The organism is Ruegeria sp. AP12 (genome assembly GCF_056540025.1).
Map to the genome: position 1 here is coordinate 364,133 of NZ_JBQFVZ010000002.1, position 20,806 is coordinate 384,938.

Annotated in this window: 20 protein-coding genes; 5 read left to right on the plus strand and 15 right to left on the minus strand. The window is 60.4% G+C overall.

The genetic code is table 11. From position 1 onward, the window contains the following. Window positions 1-2 precede the first annotated feature (2 nt). Window positions 3-1,181, minus strand: a complete 1,179-nt coding sequence (locus ACR0E6_RS09730; protein WP_480582663.1) for a biopolymer transporter ExbB — start codon at window positions 1,179-1,181, stop codon at window positions 3-5. A gap of 69 nt (window positions 1,182-1,250) precedes the next feature. Next, window positions 1,251-1,781, minus strand: a complete 531-nt coding sequence (locus ACR0E6_RS09735) for a gamma-glutamylcyclotransferase (protein WP_480582665.1) — start codon at window positions 1,779-1,781, stop codon at window positions 1,251-1,253. A gap of 67 nt (window positions 1,782-1,848) precedes the next feature. Between ACR0E6_RS09735 and ACR0E6_RS09740 the strand changes: the two genes are divergently transcribed. Further along, window positions 1,849-2,850: a DUF2125 domain-containing protein gene (locus ACR0E6_RS09740; protein ID WP_480582667.1), complete on the plus strand. Its 1,002-nt coding sequence runs from the start codon at window positions 1,849-1,851 to the stop codon at window positions 2,848-2,850. Here ACR0E6_RS09740 and ACR0E6_RS09745 read toward each other — a convergent pair. From ACR0E6_RS09745 to ACR0E6_RS09760, 4 genes are all read right to left on the minus strand, one after another. Next, a complete protein-coding gene (locus tag ACR0E6_RS09745; protein WP_480583150.1) occupies window positions 2,847-3,677 on the minus strand; it encodes an extensin-like domain-containing protein in 831 nt (276 codons plus the stop codon). The two genes, ACR0E6_RS09740 and ACR0E6_RS09745, sit on opposite strands and share 4 nt — an antisense overlap. A gap of 17 nt (window positions 3,678-3,694) precedes the next feature. Further along, on the minus strand, window positions 3,695-4,615 hold the full coding sequence (locus tag ACR0E6_RS09750; protein WP_480582669.1) for a prephenate/arogenate dehydrogenase family protein: 921 nt from the start codon (window positions 4,613-4,615) through the stop codon (window positions 3,695-3,697). Beyond that, entirely contained in the window at window positions 4,612-5,697 is a 1,086-nt protein-coding gene (hisC, locus tag ACR0E6_RS09755) for a histidinol-phosphate transaminase (protein ID WP_480582671.1), read from the minus strand. The genes ACR0E6_RS09750 and hisC overlap by 4 nt, the downstream gene beginning before the upstream one ends. 66 nt (window positions 5,698-5,763) lie before the next feature. Next, window positions 5,764-7,179 (minus strand): aminotransferase class V-fold PLP-dependent enzyme, encoded by a 1,416-nt coding sequence (locus tag ACR0E6_RS09760; protein ID WP_480582674.1) that lies wholly within the window; start codon window positions 7,177-7,179, stop codon window positions 5,764-5,766. A gap of 102 nt (window positions 7,180-7,281) precedes the next feature. Between ACR0E6_RS09760 and ACR0E6_RS09765 the strand changes: the two genes are divergently transcribed. Continuing rightward, window positions 7,282-7,743: an Lrp/AsnC family transcriptional regulator gene (locus ACR0E6_RS09765; RefSeq protein ID WP_480582676.1), complete on the plus strand. Its 462-nt coding sequence runs from the start codon at window positions 7,282-7,284 to the stop codon at window positions 7,741-7,743. Window positions 7,744-7,867: 124 nt separating this feature from the next. Here ACR0E6_RS09765 and rpsD read toward each other — a convergent pair whose 3' ends face one another. The 3 genes from rpsD to ACR0E6_RS09780 all read right to left on the minus strand — a co-directional run bounded on the left by rpsD (window position 7,868) and on the right by ACR0E6_RS09780 (window position 11,733). Continuing rightward, window positions 7,868-8,488, minus strand: coding sequence for a 30S ribosomal protein S4 (gene rpsD, locus ACR0E6_RS09770; RefSeq protein ID WP_039537647.1), 621 nt, complete (start codon window positions 8,486-8,488; stop codon window positions 7,868-7,870). Between the two features lie 311 nt (window positions 8,489-8,799). Continuing rightward, entirely contained in the window at window positions 8,800-9,264 is a 465-nt protein-coding gene (locus ACR0E6_RS09775) for a hypothetical protein (protein WP_480582678.1), read from the minus strand. Between the two features lie 186 nt (window positions 9,265-9,450). Then, window positions 9,451-11,733: an adenosylcobalamin-dependent ribonucleoside-diphosphate reductase gene (locus ACR0E6_RS09780; protein ID WP_480582680.1), complete on the minus strand. Its 2,283-nt coding sequence runs from the start codon at window positions 11,731-11,733 to the stop codon at window positions 9,451-9,453. Window positions 11,734-11,862: 129 nt separating this feature from the next. Here ACR0E6_RS09780 and ACR0E6_RS09785 point away from each other — a divergent pair, with 129 nt between their 5' ends. Together ACR0E6_RS09785 and ACR0E6_RS09790 are read left to right on the plus strand one after the other, a co-directional pair. Further along, window positions 11,863-12,294 (plus strand): DUF1489 family protein, encoded by a 432-nt coding sequence (locus tag ACR0E6_RS09785; RefSeq protein ID WP_480582682.1) that lies wholly within the window; start codon window positions 11,863-11,865, stop codon window positions 12,292-12,294. A gap of 97 nt (window positions 12,295-12,391) precedes the next feature. Beyond that, a complete protein-coding gene (locus ACR0E6_RS09790) occupies window positions 12,392-12,775 on the plus strand; it encodes a hypothetical protein (protein WP_480582684.1) in 384 nt (127 codons plus the stop codon). Here the strand turns inward: ACR0E6_RS09790 and hisG are convergent. The 3 genes from hisG to hisS are packed head-to-tail and all read right to left on the minus strand — an operon-like array spanning window position 12,772 to window position 16,043. Then, the gene (gene hisG / locus ACR0E6_RS09795; protein ID WP_170521640.1) at window positions 12,772-13,467 is read right to left on the minus strand and encodes an ATP phosphoribosyltransferase; all 696 of its coding nucleotides are present in this window, start codon (window positions 13,465-13,467) and stop codon (window positions 12,772-12,774) included. The genes ACR0E6_RS09790 and hisG overlap by 4 nt on opposite strands. Then, a complete protein-coding gene (locus tag ACR0E6_RS09800) occupies window positions 13,464-14,552 on the minus strand; it encodes an ATP phosphoribosyltransferase regulatory subunit (RefSeq protein ID WP_170521638.1) in 1,089 nt (362 codons plus the stop codon). The genes hisG and ACR0E6_RS09800 overlap by 4 nt, the downstream gene beginning before the upstream one ends. Window positions 14,553-14,555: 3 nt before the next feature. After that, on the minus strand, window positions 14,556-16,043 hold the full coding sequence (hisS, locus tag ACR0E6_RS09805) for a histidine--tRNA ligase (protein WP_480582687.1): 1,488 nt from the start codon (window positions 16,041-16,043) through the stop codon (window positions 14,556-14,558). Window positions 16,044-16,169: 126 nt separating this feature from the next. Here hisS and ACR0E6_RS09810 point away from each other — a divergent pair, with 126 nt between their 5' ends. After that, on the plus strand, window positions 16,170-16,364 hold the full coding sequence (locus tag ACR0E6_RS09810; RefSeq protein WP_170452743.1) for a SlyX family protein: 195 nt from the start codon (window positions 16,170-16,172) through the stop codon (window positions 16,362-16,364). A 4-nt stretch (window positions 16,365-16,368) separates the two neighbouring features. Here the strand turns inward: ACR0E6_RS09810 and ACR0E6_RS09815 are convergent, their stop codons facing one another. The 3 genes from ACR0E6_RS09815 to dnaE all read right to left on the minus strand — a co-directional run bounded on the left by ACR0E6_RS09815 (window position 16,369) and on the right by dnaE (window position 20,540). Continuing rightward, complete coding sequence (locus ACR0E6_RS09815) at window positions 16,369-16,737, minus strand: hypothetical protein (RefSeq protein ID WP_480583153.1); 369 nt, start codon at window positions 16,735-16,737, stop codon at window positions 16,369-16,371. Window positions 16,738-16,742: 5 nt separating this feature from the next. Then, entirely contained in the window at window positions 16,743-16,955 is a 213-nt protein-coding gene (locus tag ACR0E6_RS09820) for a YMGG-like glycine zipper-containing protein (RefSeq protein WP_480582689.1), read from the minus strand. An 84-nt stretch (window positions 16,956-17,039) separates the two neighbouring features. Beyond that, the gene (gene dnaE / locus ACR0E6_RS09825; RefSeq protein WP_480582691.1) at window positions 17,040-20,540 is read right to left on the minus strand and encodes a DNA polymerase III subunit alpha; all 3,501 of its coding nucleotides are present in this window, start codon (window positions 20,538-20,540) and stop codon (window positions 17,040-17,042) included. Window positions 20,541-20,806 lie beyond the last annotated feature (266 nt).

The following is a 20,806-nucleotide window of genomic DNA, read 5'->3' on the forward strand; positions in this document are numbered from 1 at the left end:
GGTTACTCTCCTTCGGGCGTCGTGCGCACGGCGCCGCGTGGCAGGGTCATGGCCTTGACCAGCAACTCGATGTCCTTGCGGAATTCGTTCATGCTTTCCTGACGGCCAGCCGAAATCTCTTCGAGGATGCGCAGCAGTTGCACGTCCATGGACCGCAGACGCATCCGGCTTTCGGCGTCGATGCCGTCGCCTGCGCCGTGATCGCGCATGTGATCCAGCAAGGCGTCCTGCCCCAAGGCCACACGTTCCAGCGCTGCTGTAATGCCTTCGTTATCCGCCTGACGCTGGTTCATTTGTCCGATGGCATCGACCAGTTGCCCCAGCTTGTTCGACACGTCGGCGCGGTCGGTTTCCTGCGCCACAAACAAGGTTTGCAGCGCGTCCATCTGTTCGGACATGGCATCCAGAACCGGGGTCAGCACGGCAATCTCTGCCCCGCCTTCCTCGCCCGAGGCAAAACCGACGCGGGTGATCGACGACAACCATTCCTCAAGTTCGCGGTAAAACCGATTCTGGCCGTGGCCCGCAAACACCTCTAGCAAGCCGACGATCAGCGATCCGGCCAGACCCAAAAGCGACGATCCAAAGGCCACGCCCATGCCCTGCAACTGCGCCTCAAGCCCGGTCATCAGGCGGTTGAAAACAGCAAGACCTTCCTCACCTTCTTGCGGGTTCAGGCTGCGGATGGTGTCGACGATGGCGGGGACCGTGGTGGCGAGGCCGAAGAACGTGCCCAACAGACCCAGATAGATCAGAACGTTGGTGATATAGCGCGTGATCTCACGCTCTTCTTCGACCCGCTCGGCCACCGAATCCAGAATGGACCGCGTCGAGGTCGAACTGATCTGCGACCGCGCGCCACGTTCCCGCAGCAGCGAGGCCAATGGGGCCAGCAACTGAGGGGTCCGGGCATCTTCGCGCACCACGCCGCCCACAAAGGCCTCGATCCACCGAACCGAGCCGATCAGTTGCAGAACCTGATAGAAACAGGCGAAAACGCCGATGATGAACACCAGCAGAATGAAGCCGTTCAGGTACGGGTTGGCGAAGAAGACCGGCAGAACGTAAGGCAGTGCCAGAAATACGCCCAGCCCCGACAGGCCAATCGCCAGCAACATCAAAAGGATTTGACGTGTCGGATGCGAGAAGTGGGGTCTCGCGCCCTGATGTGCCTGCGCCATGCGCGTGGTTCCCGGTTTTTATCTGCTCTGGCCCGAATCTAGCGAAATTACGCCGACGACGCCAAGGGTTTATGAGGTGATGCTGCGCACCCGTTGCGCCAACCACTCAAGATCGGGATCATGCAACCCGATCTCGGCCAGATGCTCGGTGGTGTTGTAGAGGTATTCGGTGTTTGGCCCGCGCCCGCCCACTGCATGCGCAATGATCTGGGCCTGTTCCTCCAACGGCATACCTCCGCAATACTGCATGTGATCGGCATCAATCACATAGGTAACCGCGTTGACAATCTCACCACTGTCCAAATGCACGTCCAGCATCTTTTCGACATAGGCGGACGAGATCAACTCTCGCTCGCGCAGTTCGTGCAGCGTGCGCTCTTCATGTCCGGCTTCGACCGCCAGCGCCAGCCCCATGCACTGCGCATCTGGCTGCTCATCCAGAGCCAGAACAAGACCGGGATGTTCATCGGTTCCCCGGTGATGGATCGAACTCATGCAGAACGATCGCGCGTATCCGTGCAAAGTGGCAAGCTCACTGCGGGCCACAGGGAACCCGGGGTTCCACAGCAGCGATCCATATCCGAAAACCCACATCGTCATTGCACTGGTCCTTGCCCGTTTCGGCCTATAAACATCAATTCCGAGGCAGGAAAAAGGGCCAAAGCTCATGCGCCGTCTGATACGAGTATTCATTTTTATCGCGATTGTCTGGAGCGCCTATTGGTTCATCGCGGGCTATGGTCTGCGCAATGCGATTACAGCCTGGTTCGATGCCCAACAATCGCGCGGATGGCAGGCAGACTTCTCGGATGTCGAAACGGCAGGCTTCCCGGCTCATCACGTCACGCGGTTGAACAACCCGGCGCTGGCCGATCCGGTGACTGGCACGGCGTGGAGCGCCGATTGGATCGAATTCCAAAGCCCTGCCATTTGGCCCGGTCGGCAGATCCTGCGCTTTGCCGAAACGCCGCAGCGTTTGTCCTATTTCGATCAGACTGCAACCATTGAGGCACAAGAACTTCAGGCCGAACTGCATCTGCAGCCAGGTGTAGCGCTGGTGCTGGAGAAAATGGCACTGACTGCCGGACCTTGGCTTATTACGGAAAACGGTGAAGCACTGGCAGGAGGGGAGACCCTCGGCCTCGTGATGGAGCAGACGGCAACGCCCGAAGCCTACGCGATCACCGCCCAAATCGATGGTTTTGCCCCGGGTGACGATCTGCGTGCGCTGATGCAATCGGCAACCTCTCTGCCCCAGCAGTTTGACACGTTGGAGCTGGATATGCTGACCGCCTTCGACAAACCGTGGGACCGGACCGCGCTGGAAGAAAGCCGCCCTCAACCCGTGGCCATTGATCTGAAGCTGGCCGAGGTCAAATGGGGTGAACTCCGCCTTTTTGCCGCGGGTGAGTTGGACGTGGACGCGCAGGGCATTCCAACCGGCGAGATCGCGATCAAGGCCGAGAACTGGCGCGACATGATCGCGATGGCCAACGCGGCCGGAGCCCTGCCCGATCAGGCCGTCGATCCGGTTACCCGTGCGCTGAACTTTCTGGCCGGGCTGGGCGGCAATCCGAATGCGTTGGACTTACAGCTGAATTTTCGCGATGGGCTCGTCGCGCTGGGACCATTGCCCTTGGGTCCTGCCCCGCGCCTGATCCTGCGTTAACGGCAGAAGGGGCCGCTGCGGTAACGTGCTGTATCCAGATGGAAATGATCGCGGTGATAGCGGTCCGAGTTTGGTCCCAGCACCGTACCAAAGGGTCCACACGCCCCGCGCCAAACTTTCTTGAGTTGCTTCTGCGAGGGGTTCTTGCGCCAACCATCATAAACGGTGACGACCTCACCATCCGCCATGACAAACCCCGAGATATCTATTGCCCGGCCCTTGCCGTGTTCAGAAACGCGGGCGCCCTTGCGATTGTTCCGGGTCCGGCAGGCATAATGGGCAGCGACCTGCAACTGCACCACCGGCCCGCGCCGTTTGAACGTCGGTTTGACGGACTTATCCACCCATTCATTCAATGCGATGGCTGTGCCGCAATCCATTTTGGACGGGCGACTGAGCGCCACACCCGATACGGACGTGATCTCCACCGCGTCCTTGATCCCACAGGCCTTGGTCTTGCTTGAGACACGGCCAACCGGTTTGCCCTGTATCGCGATATCGCCACAGACGGACCCTTTGCGCAGCTTGCGTTTCTTGAACAGAACGGCCTCTTCCAACGATTTGGGGCGAAGATAGGGCATCAGGGATGTGTACGGCCCCAACAGTGGCAAGTCTGACGGGCGCGCGGCGGCAGCTGTGACCTGCGGTGACTTCGGACGCAGCTCAGGGCGGAGTTTCGGGATGCTCAATGCCGTCGTCGCGCGGCTGCTGGCAGCAACCAAGTCCACGGTTTCGGAGGCTGCATCCGGGCGCGCGACAGGAACCAGCGAGTGTTCGGGTGCCGATGCCTGAGCGGCAACGGCCCAAAGCGCCGCTCCGATCAGCATATGCGCCCAAACAGGTTTCACGAACTGACCTTTCCCCGGCCAAAATCTGGCGCATCGGTGTCTTGGCCCGCATCGATAATCCCCCGCCGGATCGCGCGGGTGCGGGTAAAATAGTCGAACAGATGATCCCCGTCCCCGGTGCGAATGGCCCGCTGCAGCGCAAACAGTTCCTCAGTGAATCGCCCCAGAATTTCCAGCGTTGCATCCTTGTTGGTCAGGAACACGTCGCGCCACATGGTCGGGTCCGAGGCTGCAATCCGGGTGAAATCCCGGAAACCCGCCGCCGAATACTTGATGACCTCGGTATCGGTCACCCGGCGCAGGTCGTCCGCCACACCCACCATCGTGTAGGCGATCAGGTGCGGCGCATGAGAGGTCACGGCCAGAACCAGATCATGGTGATCTGCGTCCATCTCATCGACATTGGATCCCATGCCCTCCCACAAGGCGCGCAGCCGCGCGATGGCATCCCGGTCTGAACCTTCGACGGGCACCAGAAGGCACCAGCGGTTGTCATAAAGCTCTGCAAAACCTGCTTCGGGGCCAGAATGCTCGGTCCCGGCCAACGGGTGGGCCGGGATGAAATGGACGCCCTCGGGGATATGGGGCGACACGGCTTGGATCACATGACGCTTGACCGAGCCCACATCCGTCATCGTCGCGCCCGGCTTCAGAACCGGGGCGATCTCCCGCGCGACTGCGCCCATAGCGCCAACCGGAACGCACAGCACGACCAGATCGGCACCCTCGACCGCCTCTTGCGCGGTGTCACACACGCGGTCGCACAACCCGATCCGGCGGGCCGTTTCCCGCGTGGCCTCCGAGCGCGCATAGCCCGAAACCTCACCCGCAAGCCCGGCGCGTTTGATCGCCCAGTACATGGATGAGGCGATCAGGCCCAACCCGATCAGCGCCACACGGTCGTATATCTGGCTCATGCAGCGCCCCCTTTGAACGCAATAATGGCCGCAACCACGCGGCGGCAGGCCTCTTCATCGCCAACGGTGATCCGCAGCGCGTTGGGCAGGTTGTAGCCTGCAACGCGGCGCACAATCAAACCCTGCGTTTTGAGATAGTCGTCACATGCCTCGGCCTCGGCTTGATCCGCAAAGCGCGCAAGTATGAAATTGGTGCAGGACGGGTCCGAGGGTACGCCGACCTTGGCCAGTTCATCTGCCAGCCAAACCCGAAGCCGCGCGTTCTCGGTCTGGCAGAAGGACAGGAATTCAACATCGTTCACCGCCGCCTTTGCCGCAGCCAGAGCCGTCAGCGACAGGTTGAAGGGCTGGCGCACCCGGTTCAGCACATCGATGATCGGCTGATGGGCATAGCCCCAACCCACGCGCATGCCGCCCAGACCGTACACCTTTGAAAAGGTCCGGGTCATAATCACATTCTCATGGGCGTCCACCAGCCCGGCGCCGCCATCGAACCCATCGACAAACTCGGCATAGGCCCCATCGATAACCATCAGGCAGGTTTCGGGCAGTGCGCTGGCCAGACGGTCCAGCTCGGCCTCGGGGATCATGGTCGAGGTCGGATTGCCCGGGTTGGTCACAAAGACGATCCGCGTCTGCCCGGTCACTGCGGCCAGAATGCTATCGACATCCACATGGCGGTCGCGCTCAGCCACCATAACCGGCGTCGCCCCGGCCATACGCGCAATGATCGGGTACATCGAGAACCCGTGTTCGGTATAGATCACCTCATCCCCCGGCCCCGCATAGGCCTGAGCGATGAATTGCAGCACTTCGTCACTGCCAACACCGCAAATGATCCGCGCCGGGTCCAGCCCGTGCCGCGCGCCAATAGCAAAGCGCAGACTGGCATGATCGGTGCTGGGATAACGATGCAAGGTCGCGGCGCTATCGCGCACAGCTTCAATCGCCTTGGGGCTGGGTCCAAACGGGTTCTCATTGGAACTCAGCTTGATCACATGCTCGACCCCCGCCACATGCGACTGGCCGCCCTGATATAGCGCGATGTCCATGATGCCGGGTTGCGGGGTGATCTTGGTCATTGAGAGGCTCCGTTGATTGGAGCCTCTCATACCTGTCTCAAGAGGTTCAGAAAAGCGGCAATTCCCTCATGCGGCCTTGAAGCGCGCGGTTGCCGGGTCGGCGTTGTAATAGGGCGCAAATTCCGCAGTCCGGCGGGACAGGTCATTGACGCTGTCGATGATGAACCGAACCGTTTCTTCGCTCATGAGGTACGAGAAGTTCAGCCGCACCCAGCCGGGTTTTTTCATTTCCTCTCCCGCAGACAGCGCCGCGTGCAATTCGTCTGACGTCGCCCGGTCGATGCCCAGCAGCCGGTGCGCATAGGGCCCCGCGCAGGCACAGCCACCACGGGCCTGAATACCGTAAATGTCGCTGAGCATACGCGTGAACAGCTGCTGATGCACCGGCTGCCCCGCATTATCCCGCACAAGGAACGAGTAGATCGGTAGACGATGCGCCGACTCTGTCCCAAGCAAAGTCAGGTTTGGATTGTCCTTCCAGCCGTCCAGCGCCATGCGGTTATACAGCGCCTCACGCCGCGCAATTTCATCGGTTCCCACCACGTCCTTTACGATAAAGGCCAAGGCGGCACGGATATCCCCGATCACATTCGGCGTTCCCGCCTCTTCGCGCGTGGCAAGATCGGCGCTGTAGTCATGCCGCCAGGGTGAGACGAAAGTGACCGTCCCGCCACCAGGCCAGCTGGGGCTGGTGCGCTGCACCGCCTGCCCGTTTAAGATCAGCACACCCGACGCGCCCGGCCCACCCGGAAACTTGTGCGGAGAGGCCACAATCGCATCCTTGCGCGCATCCTCTGGCCCCATTTCCATGGGCAGATACGGCCCGCCACCGGCATAATCCCACACCACCAACGCCCCGTGGCGCTTCAGCAACCGCGTGACCGGATCGGGATCCGTGATAATCCCCGTCACATTGGATGCCGCTGAAAACGACCCGATCACAAGATCCGCATCCGCATGGCGCACCAACGAATCTTCGAGTGCACCCATATCAACCCCGCCATCCGCGGCTTCGGGAATCTCAACCACCAATGCCTTGCTTTCACGCCACGGCAGGATGTTCGAGTGATGCTCATACGGCCCGATTAAAACAACCGGCCGGTCGGCCTCCTCCACTCCAAGAAGGCTGACCAGCCGGTTCAAACCCGCAGTGGCTCCGGACCCGGCAAAGATCACCGCGTCGTCTCCCCTCGCACCAACAATGCGGGCAATTTCAGCACGCGCCTCATGGCGGAGCCGCGTCATGTAAGACCCACAGAAAGAGGCCTCGGTATGGCTGTTGGCATAGAACGGCAGAACATGCTCGGCCACAAAATCCTCAACCTGCCGCAATGCGCGGCCCGAGGCGACGTAATCCGCATAAACCAGCGGTACGTCCCCGTGCAGACCCGGAATCAGAACATTCTCTCCGATCAGCCCATCGCGCAGCTTGGAATTGCGAGTGGTGGATTGGATTTCTGCGCGAAACTTGGACAAGGTCATTACACCGGCTCCTTACTGTGACACCAATGTGATTGAGCAAAAGCGAGTAAACTTCACCAATCTTTGCATGGAAAACGCAAATTTTGTGTCATATGATCAGATATGACCGAAAAATTAGATCAAATTGACATGCGTATTCTGCAAGCGCTGCAAAAAGACGCCACCCTGTCCCAGCGAGAACTCGCAGATCAGGTCGGCCTCTCGCAAAACGCCTGCTGGCGGCGGCTGAAGGCGCTGAACGAAGACGGTGTTCTTCTGGGTTCCACCGCCCGGATCGCGCGCGAGAAACTGGGGCTCAACCTGGTGGTATTCGTCATGCTGCGCACGCGCCACCATTCGGCGGACTGGCTACAAGCCTTTCGCCGCCATGTGCTCACCATCCCCGAAGTGGTGGATTTTCACCGCATCGGCGGCGACTACGATTATCAGCTCAAAGTCGTCACTCAGGACATGGCATCCTACGACAAGGTCTACCAACGCCTGATTGAGAAGGTCGAGCTGGACAGCGTAACCTCATATTTCGCCATGGAGGCCATTGCCGAAGCCCGCCCCCTGCCACTCTGATCCGCCCTTCATCTGGCCAGAAATATCCCGGGGGAGTCGCGCAGCGACGGGGGCAGAGCCCCCTTCAAACAAAAAAGACCGCGCCAGATGGCGCGGCCCTTCGAATTTCGAATGTCAGCGAAGATCAGTTCTTCGCGTAGAATTCAACAACCAGGTTCGGTTCCATGACAACCGGATAGGGCACATCACCCAGACCCGGCGCGCGCACGAAGGTCGCGGTCATTTTCGAATGGTCGGCGTCGATGTAGTCAGGCACATCGCGCTCGGCCAAAGCAGCCGCTTCCAGAACAACGGCCAGTTGCTTGGATTTGTCGCGCACTTCGATCACGTCGCCTTCCTTGACGCGGTAGCTGGGGATGTTGACCCGCTTGCCGTTCACTTTGACATGGCCGTGGTTCACGAACTGACGTGCGGCAAACACGGTCGGCACGAACTTGGCGCGGTAGACAACAGCGTCCAGACGGCGCTCCAGAAGGCCGATCAGGTTTTCACCGGTGTCGCCTTTGACACGCTCGGCTTCGGCGTAGATGCGGCGGAACTGCTTCTCGGTCAGGTCGCCATAGTAGCCTTTCAGCTTCTGCTTGGCGCGCAGCTGCAGACCAAAGTCCGACAGTTTGCCCTTGCGGCGCTGGCCGTGCTGGCCGGGGCCGTATTCGCGACGGTTGACCGGGGATTTCGGACGACCCCAGATGTTCTCGCCCATCCGGCGGTCGATTTTGTACTTGGCAGACGTGCGTTTAGTCACGGCTGATCTCCTTTACTGTGGCATTTCGGCTTGATCCGAAAACCGGTTCCCACTTTTCGGGCCGAAATAGCGTCTCCGCTCGGACCGTTCGGTTCCAGTTCAGACCAGACATCATGCCGGGTTATAAAGGGCGTTGTCCTCTTGAGGTTTCCCCCATGACAGGCATCCCCTTGCGGGGGCCACCAACACCAATGAAGCCGCGCTTATATCTGCAGATCAGTCAGAGTCAATAAGCTATTCGGCAAGAAATTCCCGGGAAAAGGGCGCAATTCGAAAGGTCGCAGGTCGCTAAGCCTGGATTGCCGCTGCGCTTAGGTCTTCCGCGTCACAGCGTGCAGCGGAAAGGTAACGACGGTCGCGTTCTGAGGGGGCTCGATAAACGCCTGACCGCCAAAGTCCGAAACATCGCAGATCCAGAATGACTGATCGCGCGGTGGGCACCCGTCCGAGAATACAAAGGTCGGGTCAATCTCGCCGTCCTGAACAACCAGATCCGCGCTGAAACGTTGCGCGCCATTGGTCAGAACCACCGAGCCAAAAGCCTCACCGGAGATGTCCCGAACAATCGCAAATCGGTCACTGGTCCGAGAGGATACAGCGCCAATACCGCCCGCCCGTTCAACCGCCTGCTCGGCACCATCGCTCAGCAAGACAGCCTGCCCGCGCCAGGACCACGCAGCCCCAACGACCAAAAAAGCCAGAGGCGCCGCCTCAAGCTCATCAAGCTCTGTCTGTTTCCACGATATGGCTATACGACCGCTTTGCCCTGGTCTCATCTGCCCGCTCAAACCTTTCAACATCCCACCACTTACTCACACGTCCATATCAACCCTGAATTCGGCGAAAAAGAGACCGAATTCAAGCAATCCGAAGATTGTTGCAAAACTGATTCAAATGGGCACCGATCAGTTCGCTACCCTTCACTGTTACAACCGGGTGTCAGACGTCAAATAACAGATAAGTTACCCGCACTTAGAGTGGCCGCAGCTGCGACAGGTCATGCAGCCTTCGATCATGACCATATCGAACTGCCCACATGACGGGCAGGCCTTGCCGCGCGGGGCGTCCATGTTCACAACCTGCGCCTGCGGGTCGGATTTCAGGCCCATCCCCTCGCCTTCCAGAAAGCCTATGCTGATCATGTGCTGTTCGATCACACCGCCGATCGCCGCCAGGATCGAGGGGATATACTTGCCCTTGACCCAGGCCCCACCACGCGGATCGAACACCGCCTTCAGTTCCTCGACCACAAAGGACACGTCTCCGCCACGACGGAACACAGCCGAGATCATTCGGGTCAGGGCCAGCGTCCAGGCGTAATGCTCCATGTTCTTCGAGTTGATGAACACCTCGAACGGGCGTCGGCGGCCTCCGATGACGATGTCATTGATCGTCAGGTAGATGGCGTGTTCGCTGTCGGGCCATTTCAGCTTGTAGGTCGACCCCTCCAGCGCTTGCGGGCGATCCAGCGGTTCGGACATATACACGACCTCGCCACCATCGACCTCATGCGGCGCATCGGCGCTTTCGCCCGGTGCCTTGTCGTCGCTTTCCGATACCGTCAGGACCGAGCCGGTCACGTCGTTGGGGCGATAAGTCGTACAGCCTTTGCAGCCCTGATCCCAGGCCTGCATATAAACATCCTTGAACCCGTCAAAGCTGATGTCTTCAGGGCAGTTGATCGTCTTCGAAATCGAACTGTCGATCCATTTCTGCGCCGCCGCCTGCATCTTGACGTGATCAGACGGGCTCAAAGTCTGCGCGTTGACGAAGTAGTCCGGCAGATCCGCGTCTCCGAACTTGTCGCGCCACATCTGCACGGCGTAGTCGACGACCTCTTCCTCGGTGCGCGAGCCGTCCTTCTGCAACACCTTACGCGTGTAAGCATAAGCAAAGACCGGCTCGATCCCCGAAGATACGTTCCCGGCATAAAGCGATATGGTTCCCGTCGGCGCAATCGAGGTCAGCAGAGCGTTACGGATACCGTGTTCGCGGATCGCTTCGCGCACGTCGTCGTCCATCTGCTGCATCGTGCCGCTGGCCAGATATTTCTCGGCATCAAACAGGGGGAACGCCCCTTTCTCCTTTGCCAGGTCCACCGACGCCAGATATGCGGCGCGGGCGATCGCGTGCAACCAGCGCTCGGTCTGACGCGCCGCCTCGTCGGACCCATAGCGCAGGCCCAGCATCAACAGCGCATCGGCCAGACCGGTCACGCCCAGCCCGATCCGGCGCTTGGCCTGCGCCTCGGCCGCCTGTTCCGGCAGCGGGAATTTCGACGCGTCCACCACGTTGTCCATCATCCGAACGGCAGTCGCGACCAGCTCCTGCATCGCGGCCTCGTCCAGATGCGCGGCATCTTCGAACGGTTCAGCCACCAGACGCGCCAGGTTGATCGAACCCAGCAGGCAGGCGCCGTAAGGCGGCAGAGGTTGCTCACCACACGGGTTGGTCGCCGCAATGGTTTCGACATAGCTGAGGTTGTTGGCCTTGTTGATCCGGTCAATGAAAATCACGCCCGGCTCAGCATAATCGTAGGTGGCCTGCATGATCTTGTTCCACAGATCGCGGGCCTGAACGGTGTGATAAACCTTGTCGCCGAACACCAGCTCCCACGGGCCATCAGCCTTGACGGCCTCCATGAAGGCATCCGTGACCAGTACCGACATGTTGAACATGCGCAGGCGGGCCGGATCGGATTTGGCGGTGATGAACTGTTCGATATCCGGGTGATCGCAGCGCATGGTCGCCATCATCGCCCCGCGACGCGAGCCTGCGGACATGATCGTCCGGCACATCGCGTCCCACACATCCATGAATGACAGCGGGCCAGAGGCATCCGCCGCCACCCCATGCACATCCGCGCCACGCGGGCGGATGGTCGAGAAATCATAGCCGATCCCCCCGCCCTGCTGCATGGTCAGCGCGGCCTCTTTCAGCATGTCAAAGATACCGCCCATGCTGTCGGGCACGGTGCCCATCACGAAGCAGTTGAACAATGTCACCTGCCGCGCGGTGCCTGCCCCTGCGGTGATGCGCCCGGCGGGCAGGTATTTGAAATCCTCCAGCGCCGCAAAGAACTTATCCTCCCAATGCGCCGGGTCAGCCTCAACCCGCGCCAGATCGCGGGCAATGCGCCGCCAGCTGTCCTCGACCGTCTGGTCGATGGGCGTGCCATCCGCCTGTTTAAAGCGGTATTTCATGTCCCAGATCTGCTCGGCGATGGGGGCGGCAAAGCGGCTCATTGGTGATTCCCTGTTCTGAAAGAGGTATCCAGACTACCCTAATACACACACCTGCCACAACACCTTGATGACACCGGCCAGCGAGCTACAATATAAAGATGGGCCTCGGGACGACTCTGTGGGAAAGCTGTGGATAACTACGTAAACCTCATAAAACTCTCGGTCGGCTCGGAAAGCGTCAAGACACTGCAAGCGTGGCAGGACAGTCGCAAGCCTCTGTATGAGGACGGCTGCCCGCGCCATGTCACCCGCATGTGGCCAAAGCGCGAGGCCGAGATTCTGAATGGCGGGTCAATCTATTGGGTGATCAAGGGCGTCATCCAATGCCGCCAGCGCATCTTGCGTCTGGACGAGGTCCGCGGCGAGGATGGCATCCGCCGCTGCGCCATTGTGCTGGACCCCGAGGTGCATCGCACCCAGACCGCCCTGAAACGCCCGTTTCAAGGCTGGCGTTACCTCAAGCCCGAGGACACCCCTGCCGACCTGCCGAAAACCCGCGAACAGGACGACGCCCTGCCCGACGATCTAAACCGCGCGCTGGCGGAAATCGGGGTGCTGTAAAAACCAACGTCAACTCGTCCTCAGGTCTGCGCGTTGTGGATGCGCCAAAAAACACATAAAGTGCCCATTTAATTTATTAAGTTAACGAGGGCACTTTATGATGAATGGACAAATCCGGACAATTTTATTGGCGGCTGTTTGTGTGGCAGGTGGAACGAGCGTTCTTGCTGCCCCAAAGGACGGAAAATACAGCCTGACAGTACCTTCAAAAAACCCCTTTCCAGTGACGGTCACCATTGCCAGCGGCAACATTGCAGGTATCACATCCTCCACGCTGCAAAACATCAACGGCGCCAGCGTTTCGGGGAACAGCAAAAAGCAATCCATCAGTTTCAGCTTCGACAGCGCGAACTGCGGAGGCGGCAACACCGGCACCATGACATTCGACCTGAGAAAGAATGTCGTTTTCAAAAAATGGAAGGGGACGTGCGGGTCAAAACGTTTTGACGTCAGCAAATCTGTGACCGCTGCCCCTGATTAGGTTTTGCTCACCCGGTCCATCACTTCTGCAAGCACCCGCTTGTCATCAGGCGAATAACTGGCCACCCGGCTGCGCCACAGGGTCGCCTGTGACTGCAACACAAGCCCGTCCGTCAGGATTTTCAGGTGATTGGCGCGCAGGGTTTCGCCGCTGGATGTAATGTCCGCAATCGCCTCGGCGGTTTCGTTCATCACCGTGCCCTCGGTCGCGCCCTGACTGTCGACCAGCGTGTAATCGGCCACGCCTGCGTCCGTTAGAAACTCCCGCACCAAACGGTGATATTTGGTGGCAATCCGCAGCCGGTGGCCGTGAGCCTTGCGGAACGCCGCCGCTGCCGCATCCAGATCGTCCAGCGTATCCACATCCACCCAGCAGGCGGGCGTGGCGATGATCAGGTCGGCCTTGCCGAACCCAAGCCGCGAGACTTCTTCGACCTGCTGTTCCCAACGTGGCAGTTTTTCCTGCACCAGATCGATGCCGGTTACACCCAGATGAATACGCCCCGCCGCAAGTTCGCGGGGGATTTCCCCGGCGGACAACAGGATCAGGGAGACGCCATCAATGCCTTCGACCTTACCGGCATATTCCCGGTCCGAGCCGCTGCGCGACAGGGTGATGCCGCGCTTTTCGAACCACGAAAAGGTCTTGTCCATCAACCGGCCCTTCGAGGGCACGCCCAGTTTCAGGCTCATTGCGCGTCCTCCTCAACCTCAAGCATCAGGTCCGGGCGCAGTACGCCGCCCACGGCGGGGATTTCCGCGCCGTTGCCCAATTGCCGCGTCAGCGCGTCATAGCGCCCGCCGGTGGCAATCGGTGGCAGGTCGGGGCGGCCCTCGGCGTAGAAGCCAAAGACAAACCCGTCATAATATTCCATCGACGTGCGGCCATAGGCGGCCTCGAAATCCAGCCGTTCCACATCCACACCGCGCGCCTGAAGCGAGGCCACACGCGCCTCGAGCCGGTCCAGCGCCGGGGTGATCTGCGGCAGGTCAACTGCCACGTCACGCAGCTGCTCCAACGCAAAGGGCATGGTTTCGCGCACGTTCAGCAGCGTTTCCAACCCGACCAGCTCATTGTCGGAAATCGGCGGAGTGTCACGATCCTCGCGCAGCGCCGCGATCCGCGCCTCGATCTCGGATGCGCGGCGTTTGCCGATCATTGGGGCGTCGATGGCCAGAGGGTCAGCAGCATCCAACCGCGTATCCCGCCCTTCGGGGCCAGCCTTACGCCCGGCGAACCGGTCCAGCAGAGTGCGGAACCGGCGCGGACGCCACAGATGCCGCATTAGCGCATCCTTGCGTCTGTCGGTCGTGCGCAGGCCCTGCACGGCGGCCGTCAGAATACCGATATCCCCTGTTGCAGCACGCAGAGGCAGCCCGCGCAATTGCAACGCAAACAGCGAGAATACCTCGGCATCCGCGCCGGCGGGGTCATTGCGGTCAAAGACCTCGTACCCCACCTGAATGTATTCGTTGGACCGGTCCGGGTCGTGTTCCTGCCGCCGAAACACCTCGCCGGAATAGGTATAGCGCGCGGGCTCGGCCCCATCGTTCATATGCATCTGCACCACGGGCAGCGTGAAATCCGGGCGCAACATCTGTTCACCGCGCAGCGCGTCCGAGGTCACATAGGCACGGGCGCGGATGTCTTCGCCATAGAGGTCCAGCAGCGTGTCCGCCGGTTGCAGCAGGGGCGTGTCCACCACTTGCGCCCCGGCGGCCTCGAACCGCACCCGCATCATCGCGGCGCGGGCCTGTATCTGGGAACGGTTGGGCATGGCTCAGTCCTGACTGTCCAGAATTTCGCGGACCTTGGCGACCAGATCGCCGCGCGGCACTTCGAACTGGCTGGGGCGTTCTTTCCATTCCTCCAGCGTGGCGCTTTCGGCAATCTTGGCACCAAGGATCAGGTCCTTGATCTGCACGATCCCGTTTGCCTTTTCATCGCCCCCTTCGATCACCGCAATCGGAGAGTTTCGCTTGTCCGCATATTTCAGCTGATTGCCAAAGTTCTTGGGGTTGCCCAGATAAACCTCGGCCCGGATGCCCGCATTGCGCAGTTCGGCCACCATCGCCTGATAGTCGGCCATGCGGTCACGGTCCATCACGGTGACGACCACCGGGCCGGTGGCCTGCGCGGCGATGCGGCCCTTTTCGCGCAGGGCGGCCAGCAGGCGATCAACGCCGATGGACACGCCGGTTGCGGGAACCTCCTGCCCGGTGAAGCGCTTGACCAGATCGTCGTAACGCCCACCGCCCGAGACCGAGCCGAACTGCCGCTTGCGGCCTTTCTCATCGAAAATCTCAAAGGTTAGCTCGGCCTCATAGACCGGCCCGGTGTAGTAGCCGAGGCCACGCACGACCGAGGGGTCAATCTCGATCCGGTCCGCGCCGTATCCGCCTGCATCCAGCAGCGCGCCAATCTGTTCCAATTCGGCAATGCCGTCTGCACCGATCTTGCTGTCACCCACGGCGGCGCGCAGGTTGGCCAAAGTTCCGGCGGTATCAGCGGCCTTTGACGTCAGGAAGGCAATCACCGGCTCGGCCTGATCGTCGCTGAGACCCACACCGTCGATGAACGCGCCCGAGGCATCCAAGCGACCCTTGGTCAGCAATTCACGCACCCCGGCCTCACCCACCTTATCGAACTTGTCGATGGTGCGCAGAACGTTGTCGCGGGCAGCGGCGTCTTCGCCAAGCCCCATCGCCTCAAGCACACCATTCAGAACCTTGCGGTTATTGACCCGCACCAGATAGTCGCCGCGCGGGATGCCGACGGTTTCCAGCGTGTCCGACAGCATCGCGCAAATCTCGGCATCCGCAGCCATCGAGGCCGTGCCCACCGTATCCGCATCACATTGATAAAACTGACGATAGCGCCCCGGCCCGGGCTTTTCGTTCCGCCAGACCGGACCCATCGCATAGCGGCGATAGGGCGTGGGCAGATCATTGCGGTGCTGCGCATAGACGCGGGCCAGAGGCGCGGTCAGGTCATAGCGCAGCGCCATCCAGTCGCCTTTATCGCTTTCGTCCACTTCCTGCCACGCAAAGACGCCTTCGTTCGGGCGGTCCACATCGGGCAGAAACTTGCCCAGCGCCTCGACGGTCTCGACCGCACTGCTTTCCAAAGCATCGAACCCGTACCGATGGTAGACATCCGCAATAGCCCGCAGCATCTCGGTGCGCTGCGTGACTTCCTGGCCGAAATAGTCGCGGAACCCTTTCGGCGTGATGGCCTTGGGGCGGGGCTGTTTCTTGGGCTTGGCCATGTGGGGCGTCCTTGGGCGTTTAGTGTTCCGCGCGCGGTCTATCCCATGGCCCGCATCGGGGCAAGGCGCGCTTTGGCTGGCCTTGGCCCCAAAGGCCCGCTATGACCGTCGCGGAAGGAGCCCGCAATGCAGCATTTGGAAGAACAGATCGCCCATCTGACCCGCACGGTGGAAGAGCTGAACACGATCGTCACCGCGCAACAGGACGAAATCGACCGCCTGACCCGCCGGGTCGCCATGCTGTATCAACGCGAGGCCGAGCGGGCACAGGAAGGATCAGGCGGCATCGTCTATGGCGACGAACGGCCGCCGCATTACTGAGGGGTCACAGCCCCAGCGTGGATTTCACCGCGTTATCGACCACACCACCCAGAAGGGCATTCTTGTCCGCCGCGCAGCCCTCGGACAGCGCCGCGATGAAAGCTTCGCGCAGTTGGGCTTTTTCCGCGTCGGTGGTCGCGTGATCTTCGATATTGATCTGACGATTATAAAGCGACAGGGCCGTCATCTTTTCGACAACGGCGACAACAAAGGCTTCGTCGCCATCCGCCTCTTCGGCGATCGAAGCGCAGGTATAGTGCATCACGGGTAAGGCGTCCTGCACCATCTGCTCTGCCGCGTCGTCAGCGAACGCGCCATCCGGCAGTGAAAGGCAAAGCCCGGCAGCGGCGATTTTGGACAGGGTCATACGCATCACGTTCATTTCCAGTTATGTCCGATAATCGCCCCGGCCACACCGCCGATTGCTGCGCCCTTGCCGTCGCCGATCAAAGCGCCGACACCCGCACCGATCAATGCGCCTTCGATTGTCTTTTTCTTCTTTTTGTCATCCGCAAAACCCGCAGTCGCCACCGAAAGCGAGATCGCCCCGGCCAACATCAGCGCTTTGGACCCAATTCCTGAAAGTGCCAAACCAATGCCCTCCTGTTTCACAGGTCAATGAGAGTATGGGTTCAGCTTAGCTAGGCAAAAAGCCTGTGGCAACAAATCCGGGGGTCAGACCTCCTCGACCGACAGAACGCCATCCAGCGATTTGATCGCGCCCTTGATCTGCGGGTTGATCGGAAACTCCTGCCCCAGATCCATCTCAACATCGCCCGGCAGGGTCGGGTCCATCAAACACACCTGAATCGGCCCCTTCGATGCCCCCTTGGCGACGCTCGCCGCGTCCGCCAGCACCGTGGCGACGGTGGACAGGACCTGCGGTTGCTCCACAAAAATGCGCAGGCCGGTTGCCCCGGCCTCGGCAACAACCGAATCCGCCGGACCAACCGAGCGGCCCAGCAGTTTCAGCTGGTCTGCCTCCATGGTTGCCTCAGCCGTCAGCACCACCTGCGCTCCGGTTTCCAGAAACTCGCGGCATTTCTCCAACGTGTCCGAGAACAGCGTGACCTCATATGCCCCCGTCGGGTCCGAAAGCTGGGCAAAGGCAAACCGGTTGCCGCGCGCGGATTTCCGTTCCTGCCGCCCGGCCACGACACCGGCCATTTTGGCGATCAACGGGCCCGAGCGCGCCTTTTCCGTCACCTCATCCAGCGTCAGCACCTGCTTGCGCTTCAGCGCGGGCATATAGTCGTCCAGCGGGTGGCCGGAAAGGTAGAAGCCGATGGCCTTGAACTCTTCGCTCAGCCGTTCCGCAGGCAGCCAGTCGGGCGTGGGCGACAGGCGGGGTTCAGGCAGGTCGTCCCCTGCCTCACCAAACAGCGACACCTGGTTCGAGTTCTTCTGTTCATGGATCGCCGCCGAATACTGCACCAACGGATCGAGGCTTTCGAACACGCGGCGGCGGTTCTTGTCGAGTTGATCGAACGCCCCGGCCCGCGCCATCATTTCCAACGGGCGCTTGCCGACCTTCTTCAGGTCAACACGGCGGGCAAAGTCGAACAGGTTGACGAACGGTTTGTCGGCACGCCCCTCGACCACCAGATTCATCGCCTCGACGCCCACGTTTTTCAACGCGCCCAGCGCATAGACCAGATGCCCTTCGACCACATCGAACGTCGCAAGTGAGCGGTTCACGCAAGGCGGCACGTGGGGCAGTTCCAGACCCTTGCGGACCTCTTCGAAATAAATCGCCAGCTTATCGGTCAGATGGATATCGCAGTTCATGACGCCCGCCATGAACTCGACCGGATGGTTCGCCTTCAGCCAGCCAGTCTGATAGCTGACCACCGCATAGGCTGCCGCGTGGGATTTGTTGAAACCATAGTTGGCGAATTTCTCGAGCAGGTCGAAAACCTCGGACGCCTTCTTTGCATCCACGCCATTCTCACCCGCGCCTTTTTCGAACTTGGGCCGCTCGGCATCCATCGCCTCTTTGATCTTTTTACCCATCGCGCGGCGCAGCAGGTCGGCCCCGCCAAGGCTGTACCCTGCCATCACCTGAGCGATCTGCATCACCTGTTCCTGATAAACGATGATGCCCTGCGTTTCTTCAAGGATATGGTCGATCAGAGGGTGAACAGATTCGATCTTGCGCAGCCCGTTCTTGACCTCGCAATAGGTCGGGATGTTCTCCATCGGACCGGGACGATAGAGCGCCACAAGGGCCACGATATCCTCAATGCACGTCGGCTTCATACGCTTGAGCGCATCCATCATGCCGGTGGATTCCACCTGGAACACCGCCACCGTCTTGGCCGCAGAATACAGCTTGTAGGTCGCCTCATCATCCAGCGGGATGGCGTTGATCTGGTTCTCGGCCCCGTCGGCAGGTTCATAGAGTTGTGTACCGTCCGCCGCCACGTGCAAGGGCCGCCCGGATTTGAAGATCAGGTCCATCGCGTTCTGGATCACGGTCAGCGTTTTCAGACCCAGAAAGTCGAACTTTACCAACCCGGCCTGTTCCACCCATTTCATGTTGAACTGGGTCGCAGGCATGTCGGATCGCGGGTCCTGATACAGCGGCACCAGCGCGTCCAGAGGCCGGTCGCCAATCACCACACCGGCGGCGTGGGTCGAGGCATTTCGCAGCAACCCCTCGACCTGCTGGCCATAATTCAGCAGGCGCTCCACAACCTCTTCGTTGCGTGCTTCTTCGCGCAGTCGCGGTTCGTCTTTCAGCGCCTTTTCGATGGAAACGGGTTTCACCCCTTCAACCGGGATCATCTTGGACAGGCGATCCACCTGCCCATAAGGCATCTGCAGCACCCGCCCGATATCGCGCACGGCGGCCTTGGACAGCAAAGCACCAAAGGTGATGATCTGCCCCACCTTGTCGCGCCCGTATTTCTGCTGCACGTATCGGATCACCTCTTCGCGGCGGTCCATGCAAAAGTCGATGTCGAAGTCGGGCATCGACACCCGCTCGGGGTTCAAAAACCGTTCAAACAGCAGCGAATAGCGCAGCGGATCAAGGTCGGTGATCGTCAGCGCATAGGCCACCAGCGAGCCCGCGCCCGAGCCCCGCCCCGGCCCCACCGGAATGTCGTGATCCTTGGCCCATTGGATAAAGTCCGCAACGATCAGGAAGTAACCGGGAAAGCCCATGCCTTCGATGATACCCAGCTCGAAATCCAGCCGCTCCTGATATTCGTCGGGCGTCACCGCATGGGGGATCACGGCCAGACGTTTCTGCAATCCTTCATTGGCGATGCGGCGCAGTTCGGCGACCTCATCATCAGCAAATTTCGGCAGGATGGGATCGCGACGATAGGCCATAAAGGCGCAACGCCGCGCGATCTCGACCGTGTTTTCTATCGCCTCGGGCAGATCAGCGAACAGCGTCACCATCTCCTGCTGCGACTTGAAATAGTGCTGCGCGGTCAGACGGCGGCGGCCCTCTTGCTGATCGACATAGGCCCCTTCCGAAATACAGATCAGCGCATCATGCGCCTCATACATATCCGAGGTCGGGAAATAGACGTCATTGGTGGCAACCAGCGGCAGGTTCTTGGCATAGGCCATCTCGACGTGGCCCCGCTCGGTCAAGCGTTCAGCCTCGGGCTGGCCACCTTCACCCGGATGGCGCTGCAACTCAATATACAGCCGATCCGGGAACATTCCCGCCAGCCGGTCCACCAAAGCCTCAGCCGCCGGGCGCTGCCCCTGCTGCAACAGCATCCCAATCGGTCCGTCCGGCCCACCGGACAGACAGATCAGACCATCCGACCGTTCCGTCAACTCGTCCAGCGTCACCTGCGGCAACTGCCCGCCCTTGTCCACGTAAAGGCAGGAACTCAGCTTCATCAGGTTCTCATACCCAACCTCGGACTGCGCCAGCAGCACCAGCGGCGCGGGCGCTTTGGGCTTTTCACCGGGCTGCGCCCGCACATAGGTCAGATCGACCTGACATCCCATGATCGGCTGCACCCCGGCCCCGCTGGCGGTGACGGAAAATTCCAGCGCCGAAAACATCGAATTGGTGTCGGTCACCGCAACGGCGGGCATCTCGGCCTTTTCGCAAAGCGCGGGCAGCTTTTTCAGCCGCATGGCCCCTTCCAACAGGGAATATTCGGTGTGAACGCGGAGGTGAATGAATCGTGGGGAACTGCTCATGACCCCTACGCTATCCCAGCCAGAGGCGCTGCAAAAGCGGGAACCGACGCTTTGGGATGCCTAAAAAATCGGCGCTGATTATTCGGCTTTTTCAGAAGGTGCTTCGGGGGCCGCGGCTAGGCCGCTGCAGAAAACGCTTTAATTTCAATCGCCTGAATATTACTGAAAACCCGCACCTTCGCGCCGTTTGGGGGTAATGGTGCATCATACAGGCAGTTTTTCTTGCCAGAGAACCTGCCCTGTTTCTAACATCACACGGCAAGCAC

Bases quoted from the DNA above. Each gene is read 5' to 3' on its own strand.
- ACR0E6_RS09730 (WP_480582663.1), bottom strand. From the start codon at position 1,181: ATGGCGCAGGCACATCAGGGCGCGAGACCCCACTTCTCGCATCCGACA.
- ACR0E6_RS09735 (WP_480582665.1), bottom strand. From the start codon at position 1,781: ATGACGATGTGGGTTTTCGGATATGGATCGCTGCTGTGGAACCCCGGG.
- ACR0E6_RS09740 (WP_480582667.1), top strand. From the start codon at position 1,849: ATGCGCCGTCTGATACGAGTATTCATTTTTATCGCGATTGTCTGGAGC.
- ACR0E6_RS09745 (WP_480583150.1), bottom strand. From the start codon at position 3,677: ATGCTGATCGGAGCGGCGCTTTGGGCCGTTGCCGCTCAGGCATCGGCA.
- ACR0E6_RS09750 (WP_480582669.1), bottom strand. From the start codon at position 4,615: ATGAGCCAGATATACGACCGTGTGGCGCTGATCGGGTTGGGCCTGATC.
- hisC (WP_480582671.1), bottom strand. From the start codon at position 5,697: ATGACCAAGATCACCCCGCAACCCGGCATCATGGACATCGCGCTATAT.
- ACR0E6_RS09760 (WP_480582674.1), bottom strand. From the start codon at position 7,179: ATGACCTTGTCCAAGTTTCGCGCAGAAATCCAATCCACCACTCGCAAT.
- ACR0E6_RS09765 (WP_480582676.1), top strand. From the start codon at position 7,282: ATGACCGAAAAATTAGATCAAATTGACATGCGTATTCTGCAAGCGCTG.
- ACR0E6_RS09775 (WP_480582678.1), bottom strand. From the start codon at position 9,264: ATGAGACCAGGGCAAAGCGGTCGTATAGCCATATCGTGGAAACAGACA.
- ACR0E6_RS09780 (WP_480582680.1), bottom strand. From the start codon at position 11,733: ATGAGCCGCTTTGCCGCCCCCATCGCCGAGCAGATCTGGGACATGAAA.
- ACR0E6_RS09790 (WP_480582684.1), top strand. From the start codon at position 12,392: ATGATGAATGGACAAATCCGGACAATTTTATTGGCGGCTGTTTGTGTG.
- hisG (WP_170521640.1), bottom strand. From the start codon at position 13,467: ATGAGCCTGAAACTGGGCGTGCCCTCGAAGGGCCGGTTGATGGACAAG.
- ACR0E6_RS09800 (WP_170521638.1), bottom strand. From the start codon at position 14,552: ATGCCCAACCGTTCCCAGATACAGGCCCGCGCCGCGATGATGCGGGTG.
- hisS (WP_480582687.1), bottom strand. From the start codon at position 16,043: ATGGCCAAGCCCAAGAAACAGCCCCGCCCCAAGGCCATCACGCCGAAA.
- ACR0E6_RS09810 (WP_170452743.1), top strand. From the start codon at position 16,170: ATGCAGCATTTGGAAGAACAGATCGCCCATCTGACCCGCACGGTGGAA.
- ACR0E6_RS09815 (WP_480583153.1), bottom strand. From the start codon at position 16,737: ATGCGTATGACCCTGTCCAAAATCGCCGCTGCCGGGCTTTGCCTTTCA.
- dnaE (WP_480582691.1), bottom strand. From the start codon at position 20,540: ATGAGCAGTTCCCCACGATTCATTCACCTCCGCGTTCACACCGAATAT.